This is a genomic window from Sphingobacterium thalpophilum, from assembly GCF_901482695.1.
Classification (GTDB): Bacteria; Bacteroidota; Bacteroidia; order Sphingobacteriales; family Sphingobacteriaceae; genus Sphingobacterium; species Sphingobacterium thalpophilum.
The window spans coordinates 2,767,336-2,780,204 of record NZ_LR590484.1; the positions used below are offsets into that span (position 1 = coordinate 2,767,336).

Genomic DNA, 12,869 nt, shown 5'->3' on the forward strand with positions numbered 1-12,869 from the left:
TCGACGAGCTGTACCTGATACTACCCTTCGCGTAGGAGCTGGCGTCCCAGTATTTTGGAAACAATAAGCATGGACCTATTGTTTTCGCCGGCGTGTAACCCAGCGGCTGTTCAGATAAATTTTTTCCGTTGTTTTTCATTCAGAAGAGCACATTGTTTATTTCGGCTAAACCAACGGTAACGATTTTTGGCGATAGGGGAAACTTAAATCTTTACAGATATTCAATATCGCCTCACTCTTTATGTAAAGCCCTCTCGGAGACAAATACACAATAGAATCGGTGTTTTTTGGCAAAGATATTAAGCGGTCCAGGGCGAAGTCAGATTGAAGCGAGCTAAAATGAAATTTATTTTTCCGGTCTATTTTTAATAGCATCTGAACAAAACGGTTGCAGATTAAGCAATCTCCATCAAAAAAGATAATATATTTCCCTAAGGTTTCCATTCACAATAAAGTTAGTGCTATTTCACTAAAATACTGCCATGATAACATCACAAATCCTAACCTCCTTATGGTCTTCGCACACTAAGTATCTCGCAGTACCGGAATGGAGTCTGAGCGCCAACAAAAACGAAAAACACGAAAAGTTTTTTCTGGCTGATACGCGAAGGGAGGGAATCCATGGATGCGTTCAGGAAAAACAAAAATCAATACGTCGCATGCTCAAAAGAAAGTGGAGTGTTCATCTGAACACTCCACTTAGATATATGTAATAAATGGGAATTTTATAGGTTTTTCATGATCGTATGTCCCATGCGGTCCCTCTTTGTTTTCAGATATTCTTCGTTATAGGGATTGGCCTCTATTTCAATGGGAACATTTTCTACGATTTCCAGCCCATAGCCGATCAGTCCGGCTCTTTTTGTCGGATTATTGGACATCAACCGCATTTTGGTAACGCCAAGACTTCTCAGGATCTGTGCGCCTACGCCATAGTCTCTTAAGTCGGCTTTAAATCCAAGCTGCACATTGGCATCCACGGTATCTATGCCGTTTTCCTGAAGTTTATAAGCATGTAACTTATTGATCAGGCCAATGCCGCGGCCTTCCTGGTTCATATAGACAACGACACCTTTTCCTTCTTGCTGGATCATCTCCATGGCTTTGTGAAGCTGAGGACCACAGTCACAGCGGCAAGAACCAAAAATGTCACCCGTTACACATGAGCTATGTACCCGTACAAGGATGGGCTCATCTTCGCTCCATTCACCCTTATACAAGGCTAGGTGCTGTTCGCCGGTATCCTTTTGCGTAAAGGCCTTCATTTTGAAATCTCCATATTGTGTCGGCATGTTAACGGTAACTTCCTCATTAATCAAAGAATCGTGTTTTAGACGGTACTCGATTAGGTCTTCAATGCTAATGATTTTTAGGTCAAATTTTTTGGCCACTTCCATTAATTCGGGGAGCCGGGCCATTTCACCATCTTCTTTCAGAATTTCGACCAATACCCCTGCAGGTTCGAAACCCGCCAAGCGGGCTAGGTCTACTGTCGCCTCGGTGTGTCCAGTGCGACGGAGGACCCCGCCGTCTTTAGCGATAAGCGGAAAGATGTGTCCCGGTCTGCCCAGTTCCTCGTAGTGAATATTCGGATCAATCAGTGCTTTTATGGTCTTGGAACGGTCGGAAGCAGAGATACCAGTCGTACAGCCATAGCCCTGCAGATCAACAGAGACGGTAAAATTGGTCTCATACACGGCGGTATTTTGACCTACCATAAGGTCAAGATGCAAGGCATCCGCTCTGTCTTTGGTAATCGGAGCACAGACCAAGCCGCGCCCATGAGTTGCCATAAAGTTGATAATTTCGGGAGTAGCATTGCGGGCTGCGGTGACAAAATCACCTTCATTTTCACGATCTTCGTCATCCACGACGATAACTACTTTTCCTGCTTGTATATCAGCGATCGCTTCTTCGATCGTGTTTAATTTGAATTCCATTTATTGTTATATTGTAATTGATACAAAGTTAGTGTAGAATCTGATTTTATTTATAATAGCCCTGTCACAATCTAGTGTGAGGCTTTTAATTTATTCTTTTTTCCTAATTTTTCTTTGACCCATTTCCAGGCTGCTTCAGCTTTCAACTTGTACTGTTCGATATCAAACAGGGCGGAGTCCGTTGTGGATTTATAGGTGAGAAACGCGGCTAATGGGGTTAATACTATAATGGCCATCCACATGCCCACAAAGGAAGAGATTGCGCCGTCTTTGGCGGTTTTTTCAGCTACAGTGGAGATAATATGATAGATTAAGAAGAAAATAATCGCCATGACAACCGGTAGTCCGAGCCCTCCTTTTCTTATGATTGCTCCCAGTGGTGCGCCAATGGCAAACAGCAGGAGACAGGAGACGGCCAGCGTAAACTTGCGGTGCCACTCGATACGATAGCGAATATCTTTGGTTTTATAATCTTTAAACTCCAGCGTCCGGCTATTGAGGTCTTCCTTGAGATAATTGAGCTGGCTCAATGCGTTCATGGTAATTTGTGTGCGCTGTTCAGCAGGAACAAGATCTTTTAACAGGTCCTTATAAGGTTTGATTTTGGCTTCTTTCACCTTAGGCTGTCCAGGCTGGTTTAAGCTGAAATATTTCGAATAAATATTATAGCGTGTATCTAAAGTTCTGGTTATGGCTTTACCCATACTATCAATCTTGACATGATTGGAGTCAATATACATATCCAGCTGTCTAAGGTTCAGCATCGCATGGTGGCTTTTAAATAGGTTTTCGTCGGTTTTACCTCCTTTGAAGCTCTCCATGTCAAACTTTTGCTCGGTCTCCTTAAACTTAAACCGCGTGAACTGCTGCCGTGGGTCGTAGGTTTTCGAATTTTGCGTCCGCGACTCTTCGTAACGTATACCATCCTTCAATTTAAGGATCATGTAGCTATTGTCGGGAGAGTTGTAGATGTACCCCTCTTTGGCCATCAGTACGTTGTTGGCGGTATTGCCGCCCCGATGATCGTATATCATCAGGTCATACAGAATCGTTCCTTCTTTATTTTTACCTCTAGCCCGAATCGAATATCCCGGAATCGTATTGTTGAAGATACCCGGTTTGATCAGAAAGTCGGCCTTCTTGTTTCTGACATCGGTCAATAGTGTCCCCATTTTCAGGTTAACCACTGGCAAAATGTAATCGGAAAAGAGAAAAGAACTTGCTGCAAAAATACCAACAAGTATGAATAAGGGAGTCATTGCTTTTCTCAGGGAGACCCCCGCAGCTTTGATCGCCACCAATTCATAGCTTTCACCTAGATTACCAAAGGTCATGATGGAAGATAACAGCATGGAAAGCGGCATCGCCATTTGAATCTGAACGATACATTGATAGCCGATCAGCTCCATAATCGTATACCATTCAAAGCCTTTTCCGATCAAATCATCGATGTATTTGAAAAGGAAGAGCATCAACAACACAAACATCACAATAAAGAATGTGACGATAAATGGTTTAATGAAAGCTTGAAGAATTAGTAAATGAACCTTTTTCATCCGTGACCCTAAGCAAAGTGATGCTCTTACATTAAAGCATCTTTCATCCCGGGATCTCTTTGAGACTCCCTGGCGAAAACATATTGCAAAGATAGGCTTTTTTAAGCACCTATAACACTTTGAAGATAGACTATTGAATTTTTCCAGATTAATTTTCTGTTTTCTAAATCTTCTTCTTTCGCAAAGTCCGTGATTTTAAGTGCGACATCATTGGTCAGCTCATCCTGATCGATCTCAAGATCGAAATAATAGGGGTCATCATCGAGCCATTTAAACCGTACCGATTTGTTTTCTTTCGATGCTACGATTTTTGCACGATGTGGTTCATCGTCCCAAATGAAGGTATATACAGTGTCTTTATAGTTTACATCATCTGCAAACCATTGTGCCAATTCGTTTGGTTCTTGCAAATACGGAAATAAAATTCTAGGTGAAGAGTTGATGATATATTCTAGTTGGAATTTTATTTTATCTGCCATAAAAATGTTTTTTTAATTTTAGTTTGTTTACTCCAAAAATAAGCTATATTTGCATTCCCAAAAATGGCGGGGTAGCTCAGATGGTTAGAGCGTTGGATTCATAACCCAAAGGTCGGCAGTTCGATTCTGCTCCCCGCTACAAATCCCTTCCCAAATTACTTTTTGTTCACGCAGCGTATTATTTGTAATAATACATATTTATTTTGTTATTGCAAGTTTTTTTGTGAAAAGTTGCGGCCATTTTTCTCAAAAATTTCATTTTCAAAACGAAGCCATCTACCCCCATTTAATTGGTACGAGCGGACGCCTATTGCTTATTTTTACGGGTGTCATTTTACTTCGTTATAAATGAGTTTGTTGTGGATCATGTCGCTTTTTATGTACGTAAACTGCCGAAAAAAAATAAAAAAATCTTTTGAATTGACAGGTGAAGTGGTATATTTGCATACCGAAACGGCGGGGTAGCTCAGATGGTTAGAGCGCAGGATTCATAACCCTGAGGTCGGCAGTTCGATCCTGCTCCCCGCTACGAAAAAACAAAGAGGAAAATCAAGAATGGATTCTGATATTCCTCTTTTTTATTTATATAGTTGTTACCCTTGCAGAACAACAGGGAATCTTTTAGCAGCCCATTTTTTGTTGCATTCTACTTTCGGGCCAAAATGCATAGTCGGTGATCTTTTAACCTTTTTCTGTGTTGGTTGTCAATTATCGTCGTAAGCCAAGCTTTTCCAGTCCTCTTTTTTCAGGTATTTTAGCATAATAAAGAATAAGGTCCAGCCCGCGGCGGTGAGGCCCCAGATCAATAGCTCGTGCCGAAAAATCACTTGATGCAGATAGCCGAGAAGGCCTAGAAAGCCCAGGATAAACAGGTTGACCAATGCTTTGGAGTTGGACTGGCTCGCTTTGGAGAAAGGATAGTTTTTGACAAGGAAAAGCATGATGAGGATACTTTCAATACCGCCGACTGCGGCCGAAAGCAGTAAATCATTGATCGCGCTGAGCCCAAACAAAGGAATGCAAATGCAAATAAATAGAATGTTGAATGGGAGAACATATTTAATAAGGCACGCTTTTAATACACCGCTCATCAGCTGTCCGGGGCGGCTGATCGGCGAGACATAATATATCCAGGCCGCTTTGTATTTATTACTTTGTGTAATCAAGTGAAAAACAGTTAAGATAGTTAGCAGCGAAAGGTAGAACATGATAATATAGAGACCCGATTCGGCCATTTTATTCAGCTTTTCGTTGAGTGATAGATCTTCTCCGGTGCGTAGAAACAGGAATATGAAGTAAATTGGGAGATACGCTAAAGAAGGATACAGCTGTTGCTTAAACTCCCGGGTTTTCGAACTTATCAACCATACAATACTGAATCCGGCTTCCTCTAGCGGTGTGGAGCAAACTCGTGCAGCAATTTTTTTATAGAGGGGCGTTTAGTGCTGTTTTGCAAGGCTACGCTCAAAGTTTCGGTCGGAACGGCATCAGCACTGGCCAGCGCCGCTATTTTGGCATTAAAACCTTCGGAGAATAGCCGGGTATAGGCGTAGATCCCCAGAAAGGGGACAGCAAGGCCCAGCACAGACAACACTATGTTGAGTGGTGTAAAGTTGCCCAGGACTAAAGACTGAAAAGAGGCGATCCAGGTACTTGGAAATAGCCAGAGAAATTTCAGCTGCTCAATCGTCACCTGGGATTCCACGATCGTCCGGATCAAGTTAGGACCGATATAGTACGATAAAAATATAAGTAGGGAGAGTCCGATCTGTATATAACTAATGAGATCCTTGAATTTTTGGATGGGCAGGTATTTTATACTGATCAGATAAAAGCCATTGACAAACACCAATGACACAAGAGTACTTAGGATAAGCTGCAAACACAGTAGCAACACGGCGATAATCTCCCAGCTGAATAAAACATAAACCAGCAGGGGCAGAGATAGCGCGATGACCTGGTTGAATAGCTTGATCGCGATAAAGGTGATTCTGGATAAGGTGATGGTGCGGTCATTGACGGGTTTGGGCATAATGATGTACTGATCCCGTGTGTCCAGTAGTATCGGTGAAAAATCTGAGACCAACGTGATGCTGAGCATGCTGGTAAAACAGAGCAACATGATGGAAACAGCCAGATATCTGTCCGGAATCAGAATAATAATGGCCAAAAAAAGCAGGCCGAATATTAGATACATGATAAATTGAACGATGGATGCCGATGAGGATGAACTACCGGTATTCCGTTTCTTGAAAGTGAGCGGCTTTCTGTTTTCCAGTGTCGTTTTCGTTTTGAGTATGGCTGTAAATTGTTCGAAATTGACGCCTAAACGTTCCCAGAAGCCTCGAAATAAAAGCAGGAATGCTAAGATAAATCTTTCCATGGATTATTGGATAGCAGAGATGATGTGTGAGGCATCCAGTGCGGTGCCAGTATGATGGGTTAGTTTTGAAAATATGTGTTCTAATGATTCATCCGGATTAGTTTTCAATTCTGATATCGTGCCGTCAGCAATGATACTACCTTGGTTGATCAGCAGGATCCGGTCCGACACCTTTTCGACAACGTCCATCATATGGGAGCAGTAGAAAATGGTTTTACCCTCCTTTGCCAGCAATGCGATCAGCTCTTTCACGAAAATAACCGCATTTGCGTCCAGTCCCGACAGCGGCTCATCGAGAATAATAATCTGGGGATTATGGATAATACCGGAAATGAGCAGCACTTTCTGACGCATTCCTTTGGAGAAGGTATCCATTCTGCTGGTGGCATTGGCCTCCAGGCCAAACGCCGCCAATAATTTTGTAGAGCGATCCTGCAGGATCTTGTCATCCATACCATATAGTTTTCCTACAAAATCCAAGTACTCCATAGGAGTCAGTACATCATACAGTTCCGCATTTTCGGGAACATATCCGAGTTGAGCTTTTATGGAGAGTGCGTTGTCTCGGATATTGATGCTATTGATCTCTACCGTACCCGAAAAATCGTCGATCAGGCCAGTTAATATTTTTACCGTCGTGGATTTTCCCGCACCATTCGGTCCGATGTAACCAATGACCTGGCCGGGGAAGATGTTCAGATTGATGCCTTTCAGAATTTCCTTATTTCCATACGATTTTTTGAGGTCGACGATACGAATGAGCGGGGACTGATTTTCCATATATTCAAAGCTTACACTGTAAACTTACATAAAAATATACAGTTTGTACACGTTTTGCAGCCGAAAATGAAGGAATACTTTCCGGTTGAACCGCTTCCTAAAATCATGCGTATCGGTCGAATGTCCTTGGCAAAATCCGTATTTGAGTCAAAATCTAGTTGTATTTAGTTAATATATATGTATTTGTGACACTTATACTTTTCTAATTTAGTTCCATTGTAAACTGTTAATAAATCAAATTATGAAGAGAGTCATTATGCTACTTCTATTGCTATGGGGCGTAAGCCTTACCCTCCCGGCACAGGAGAGTTTGGTTTTGAAAGGTCGTGTGACCGCTCCCACAGGTGAGGCTATTGTGGGCGCTACTTTATCACTGGAGGGGAAAAAAGAAAAGTCTTCATCAGGATCAGATGGCAGGTTCTCCCTTTCGTACAAAAAAGGAGATGTTCTCCGCGTGTCCTCTTTGGGGTATGCAGCCTATCAGATCGTTTTAAATGGACAGACGACACTTGATATCCGTTTAGAGGCATCCTCCGAAGCCTTGAATGAGGTAGTGGTTGTGGGGTATGGTACGCAGAAGAAAGGTGAGGTGACCAGTTCAATTGCAAGTGTAAAATCTGAAGATTTTACACAAGGAGCTGTCAAGGACGTTGGTCAGTTAATTCAAGGTAAGGTTGCAGGGCTGCGGATCAGTACGCCGAGCGGTGATCCCGGTGAATCAACCCAGGTCAGCCTTCGCGGGTTAAACTCCATCAATGGATCGCAAGATCCGTTGGTGATTATTGATGGTATTCCCGGCGATTTGAGTACGGTGGCTCCCGAAGACATTGAATCTGTCGATGTCCTAAAAGATGGTTCGGCCGCAGCGATCTATGGGACGCGGGCGACGGCCGGTGTTATCTTGGTGACCACCAGGCGCAATAGAGCTACTGAAAGCCGTACAACGATAGAATATAACGGATATACCAGTTTGCAGACCTTGTTCAGGAAACCAGAGATGATGGAGGCGGCTGATTATCGTCGGCTTATCGCTGATGGAATACCTTATCAGGATTTGGGCAGCGAAACCAATTGGGTGGATGAAGTGACTCGTAATCCGCTAAGTCACAGTCATAATATCTCCCTGTTTGGTGGAAACTCGCGTACGAATTTTACAGGATCAATCAACTATCGGAACTGGGAGGGAGTGTTCTTAAAAAGCGGCCAGGAGCGCCTGAATATCAGGACCAATCTTAACCATGATATGTTTGACGGTAAGCTGAAGACGAATGTGCAGCTTATCAGCCGTAATAGTAAAAGCAATAATGGGGGATCATCACCATATATGTGGAGACAGGCCATTATCCGGAATCCTACAGACCGCATTTATAACGAGAATGGCAAATGGCAGGAACGCGATGCATACTTTTATGATAATCCGTTGGGCATGATTTACGAGACCATTGACGATAATATATTTCGGGAAACTCGTTTGAGCGGATCGGTGGATTACCGGCCTATTAAGGGGCTAAGCTTAAAAATGTTGTTGTCACGTGTGCAAAATAACGATTTATCCGGAAATGCCACGAGCTTTGATCACGTAAACACGACTAAGAATAACCTAAATGGTACTGCGTCGCGCAACACACGGTCATCGGTCCAGAACCTCATGGAGCTTACGGGCAATTATACGGCTACTTTCGACCATCACAAAGTGGATCTTTTGGGCGGGTATAGCTGGCAGGATGATACTTTTGACCAGTTTTATGCATACAATTTTGATTTTCCGACAGATGAGTACACATATAATAAGCTGGAAGCAGGCATGGCACTTCAGCGGGGGTTGGCTGAAATGACGAGTTATAAAGAAAATCGGAAGCTTATAGGTTTTTTTGCACGCTTGTCCTACAATTACAAAGAAAAGTATATGGTATTGGCCAGTATCCGTAGGGAAGGTTCATCAACTTTCGGTGCGAATAATAAATGGGGAAGTTTTCCTGCAGTCTCCTTGGGCTGGGATATTGCGAAAGAAGATTTCGTGAAGGATATTACGGCCCTCAATCAATTGAAATTAAGAGCAGGATTTGGGGTTACAGGTACTATCGCGTCGGCTTCCTATATGTCTCAGACGAGTTATAACTTTGAGCGGGGACAAGGCGCGTATATCAATGGACGATGGGTACCGGGTTTTGTTCCCACGCGTAACTTCAATCCAGATTTGCGCTGGGAGAGAAAAAATGAATACAATGTAGGGCTGGACTTCAGTCTTTTCGATAATCGTATTTATGGATCGTTTGATTATTATACTCGTCAGGTAAAAGACTTGTTATATCAGTTTAACGTGCCATCACCGCCCTATCTGTACCCGAGTATGATGCTAAATGCCGGCGAGATGAGCAATAGGGGTTTTGAGGCATTGGTGAATGTAGATGCAGTGCGTAAAGGAAGTTTTAAATGGAAGACCGGAGTCACGATAGCTACAAACAAAAATAAGCTGGTCAATCTCTCTAACAAACAATTTGACGTTACTGTTCCTTTTTTTGAGGCCGGATATACTGGTGAACCTATACAGATGTCCACTCACCGGGTAGAAGTAGGACGGCCCGTTGGCGATTTTTATGTCTGGAAAACGGTTGGCGTAGATGACAATGGTAAGTGGCTTGTTGAAAACCAAGAAGGGAAAACTATTCCTATTAGCGAAGCGACCTTAGATGATCGGCAGTATTATGGAAATGGTATACCGGATGTAAATGTCGGCTGGAATAATAATTTTACGTATAAACAGATCGATTTTAGTTTCAGCTTCCGTGGTGCATTCGGTCATCAGGTTCTTAATATGTCACGGATGTATTACGAAAACCCAATAAATAAGGCATACAATGCGCTCAAAACGGCTTATGATCCTGTATACGGCAAGACATTGGCAAATGACCTCGTTTACGTGTCGCATTATATCGAGGATGCAGATTTTATGAAGCTGGACAATGTGACCTTGGGCTATACTTTTAAACCAAAAGCTATAAAAGGGATTCAGAAATTTCGTGTATATGCCTCAGGACTCAATTTATTGACCATCACCGGCTATAAAGGCTTAGATCCGGAAGCTACGAGTTACCGGGGTGACTTTACTTTCGCGCCGGGGATCGAACATAGGGACCGTTACCCTACTACCCGTACATTCACATTGGGTCTAAATGTTACATTTTAAAAACGTTTATCATGATAAGAGGATATAAATTTATATATAACGCATTGTTGTGTGGTGTGGGAGTGTTGGGACTTTTGTCTATCCATTCGTGTACCAAGTTGGATGAAGAGGTGTTTTCAGAGGTATTGGAGAAAGACTTTAAGCCTTCTGAACGTGATCTTCCGTTTATTGTGTCTCCTGTTTATGCATCTTTCCGGTCGTTGATGTTTGGGTGGCAGGGATATTTTGACCTGCAGGAGGAATCAGCAGACCATATTATTACACCGGTGCGTCCCAATGGCTGGGATGATGGAGGCACATACAGACGTATGCACCAACATACTTGGAATGCTGTCCAATGGCAGCCCTATAATACATGGCAGCAGGCGTATTCGAGCATTACGAAAGCTAATATGGTGATTATGCAGATAGAAGAAAAATCACTTCCTCTGCCTGATGACGTCGGCAAAGCTGCAATAGCCGAGTTGCGGGCCGCTCGAGCTCTAGCTTATTATTTATTGCTGGATAATCATGGCAATGTCCCGATTGTAACGGACTATAGAGATGTTGCATTACCGAAGCAAAAAACAAGGAAAGAGGTATATGATTTTGTTGTGAAAGAACTCGACGAAATTATTCCATTGCTTTCACATGACGTAGCACCAATGTATGGACGGATGAATGTCTGGGCCGCGAAAACATTGCTCGCCAAGATATATCTAAACGCAGAAGTGTATACAGGGATAGCACAATGGAATAAGGTGATAACCCTAACGGATGACATTATCAAGTCAAATGCTTTCCGTCTCGATAATGAATATAAAAACATCTTTTCGGCTGTAAATGAGAGTTCGCCCGAAATCATTTTCGCAGTGCCCTATGACGAAGTTTACGGCCATGGAAATCAATTGCATATGAAGACGCTGTCGCCCTTGAGTCGCCTGGTATATAGTATGTCTGCTGGACCTTGGGGCGGCAACTGTGCAGTACCACAGTTTATTGATACCTATGATCCCGACGATCAACGTCTTTATGACAGCTGGATACAAGGGCGGCAGTACAATGCCACAACTGGAGCGGAGGTAATTAACTATGTTAAACAGGTGCCGGGAATTGGCGGTGATGGTACTATTGCAGCTGATAATGCTGGATTTAGAATTGGGAAATATGCGATAAAAAAAGGTGCCACCAGCAATTTGGATAATGATTATCCGATGTTTCGATATGCGGATGTGCTGATGATGAAAGCCGAGGCTCTGTTGCGAATAGGGAGGGAGGACGAAGCTGCGTTGTTGGTTTCTGAAGTAAGGACGCGTTCTTTTAAATCAACACCAGAGAAGGCTACCGTGCGTGGAAGCGATCTGTTAAAAGGTAGTACTTACAATTACGGATGGCAGGAAAAGGACGGAACTGTCAAAGGCGAAGATGGTGGGGCAGACATTAAATTCGGACGTTTTTTAGATGAACTTGGATGGGAATTTGCGGCCGAAGCACGTAGGCGTCAAGACATTATACGTTTTGGTGTTTTCCAAAAAAAATCATGGTTTAACCATCGTCCACATGAGAATGCACAGTCACGAACACTATTTCCTATTCCAAATGACGAAAGAAATAAAAATCCGAACCTGAAGCAAAATCCCGGCTATTGATGTATGCGTTAAACCGATAATTAGTCTGGATGTTTCCTATGTTTTTTTGAAGGATATAGGAAACTTTATCCTATACAAAGCAAAGGAGCCCTCGGGCTCCTCATGCTAGTGTTATATTTTGGAAAACTACCTGTCGTTTTTAGGATATCCTTCTTCATCAAGGTCATCCCGTAAATCTTCCTCGTTCTCCGCCAGTTTTTTGTCGAGTGGAGATAAGCGCTCGTGACTAAAGGATGCGATTCGCATATGCGATTCACTGAGCTCGTCTTCTTTAAGCTCTTCCGGGTCAGCATACTCGTCGCCAACAAAGGGATTCGAATCGTCATAAGTAGAATCATCGTCTACAGCGCCTTCGGAAAGGGTGTCGTAATTTGCAGGATGGTCATAGTCGGGATCATCGCCGTCGACATCCATTTCGTAACTATCTTCTTCCTCGTTATAAGCGAGATTCTGCTCCATATCCGGATAATCCTCTTCGACTTTTCCGTTGTTTTTTTTATCTTCTGTCTTCGCCATGGTCTTTCAATTTTACCTCTGTCAATAAAACAGATGGTATTGAAAAAAAGTTTTGCATACAACATAAAAATCAGGATACTAAAAACAAAGCACCAGGATTTTTGTTTTAACCATAAAATCTTGGCCATTATGATTTTCAAGCGTCTAAATTATCAAACTTTACAAAGCCTACATCTTCAGGGATATAATATCCTATTGACCATTGGTAGTGCTACAGATGAGAATCCGATTTATTTACCCCTGAAATTGGAGTCCTTCACCAATATTAATGAAGCTTTCGTCCGTGCAGAAGATAGTAAGTTAAAAGGCCACAAAATTCTTGTGCTGGAAGAAGCTATCCGACGATCCTTAAACAATGATATCAATGGGGTGGTGCAGCTCGAACATTAAGGATATTTGT

At 42.7% G+C, this 12,869-nt stretch carries 11 protein-coding genes and 2 tRNA genes; 5 read left to right on the forward strand and 8 right to left on the reverse strand.

Features of this window, described 5'->3' with window-relative positions; translation table 11 throughout:
• Positions 1 to 165: 165 nt before the first annotated feature.
• The 4 genes from FGL37_RS26100 to FGL37_RS11470 all read right to left on the reverse strand — a co-directional run bounded on the left by FGL37_RS26100 (position 166) and on the right by FGL37_RS11470 (position 3,975).
• Entirely contained in the window at positions 166 to 444 is a 279-nt protein-coding gene (locus FGL37_RS26100; protein ID WP_051607029.1) for a thiol-disulfide oxidoreductase DCC family protein, read from the reverse strand.
• Between the two features lie 281 nt (positions 445 to 725).
• Positions 726 to 1,940, reverse strand: coding sequence for a bifunctional 3,4-dihydroxy-2-butanone-4-phosphate synthase/GTP cyclohydrolase II (locus FGL37_RS11460; RefSeq protein WP_028070598.1), 1,215 nt, complete (start codon positions 1,938 to 1,940; stop codon positions 726 to 728).
• Positions 1,941 to 2,011: 71 nt separating this feature from the next.
• Positions 2,012 to 3,496 (reverse strand): LptF/LptG family permease, encoded by a 1,485-nt coding sequence (locus tag FGL37_RS11465; RefSeq protein ID WP_028070597.1) that lies wholly within the window; start codon positions 3,494 to 3,496, stop codon positions 2,012 to 2,014.
• A 101-nt stretch (positions 3,497 to 3,597) separates the two neighbouring features.
• Positions 3,598 to 3,975: an START-like domain-containing protein gene (locus FGL37_RS11470; RefSeq protein WP_028070596.1), complete on the reverse strand. Its 378-nt coding sequence runs from the start codon at positions 3,973 to 3,975 to the stop codon at positions 3,598 to 3,600.
• A 65-nt stretch (positions 3,976 to 4,040) separates the two neighbouring features.
• Between FGL37_RS11470 and FGL37_RS11475 the strand changes: the two genes are divergently transcribed.
• Positions 4,041 to 4,114 (forward strand) — tRNA-Met (locus tag FGL37_RS11475).
• Between the two features lie 316 nt (positions 4,115 to 4,430).
• Positions 4,431 to 4,504, forward strand: a tRNA-Met gene (locus FGL37_RS11480).
• Positions 4,505 to 4,679: 175 nt separating this feature from the next.
• On the opposite strand, the gene FGL37_RS11485 is transcribed toward FGL37_RS11480, so the two are convergent.
• The 3 genes from FGL37_RS11485 to FGL37_RS11495 are packed head-to-tail and all read right to left on the reverse strand — an operon-like array spanning position 4,680 to position 7,138.
• Positions 4,680 to 5,339, reverse strand: a complete 660-nt coding sequence (locus FGL37_RS11485; RefSeq protein ID WP_028070595.1) for a hypothetical protein — start codon at positions 5,337 to 5,339, stop codon at positions 4,680 to 4,682.
• 26 nt (positions 5,340 to 5,365) lie between these two features.
• Positions 5,366 to 6,358, reverse strand: coding sequence for a hypothetical protein (locus tag FGL37_RS11490; protein ID WP_028070594.1), 993 nt, complete (start codon positions 6,356 to 6,358; stop codon positions 5,366 to 5,368).
• Between the two features lie 3 nt (positions 6,359 to 6,361).
• Entirely contained in the window at positions 6,362 to 7,138 is a 777-nt protein-coding gene (locus FGL37_RS11495) for an ABC transporter ATP-binding protein (protein ID WP_028070593.1), read from the reverse strand.
• Between the two features lie 241 nt (positions 7,139 to 7,379).
• On the opposite strand from FGL37_RS11495, the gene FGL37_RS11500 reads away from it, so the two are divergent.
• Entirely contained in the window at positions 7,380 to 10,325 is a 2,946-nt protein-coding gene (locus tag FGL37_RS11500; RefSeq protein ID WP_138096796.1) for a SusC/RagA family TonB-linked outer membrane protein, read from the forward strand.
• A gap of 11 nt (positions 10,326 to 10,336) precedes the next feature.
• Positions 10,337 to 11,953, forward strand: coding sequence for a RagB/SusD family nutrient uptake outer membrane protein (locus FGL37_RS11505; RefSeq protein ID WP_081817909.1), 1,617 nt, complete (start codon positions 10,337 to 10,339; stop codon positions 11,951 to 11,953).
• A 126-nt stretch (positions 11,954 to 12,079) separates the two neighbouring features.
• Here the strand turns inward: FGL37_RS11505 and FGL37_RS11510 are convergent, their stop codons facing one another.
• On the reverse strand, positions 12,080 to 12,469 hold the full coding sequence (locus FGL37_RS11510; RefSeq protein WP_028070590.1) for a hypothetical protein: 390 nt from the start codon (positions 12,467 to 12,469) through the stop codon (positions 12,080 to 12,082).
• A 129-nt stretch (positions 12,470 to 12,598) separates the two neighbouring features.
• On the opposite strand from FGL37_RS11510, the gene FGL37_RS11515 reads away from it, so the two are divergent.
• Positions 12,599 to 12,859 (forward strand): hypothetical protein, encoded by a 261-nt coding sequence (locus tag FGL37_RS11515; protein WP_138096798.1) that lies wholly within the window; start codon positions 12,599 to 12,601, stop codon positions 12,857 to 12,859.
• Positions 12,860 to 12,869 lie beyond the last annotated feature (10 nt).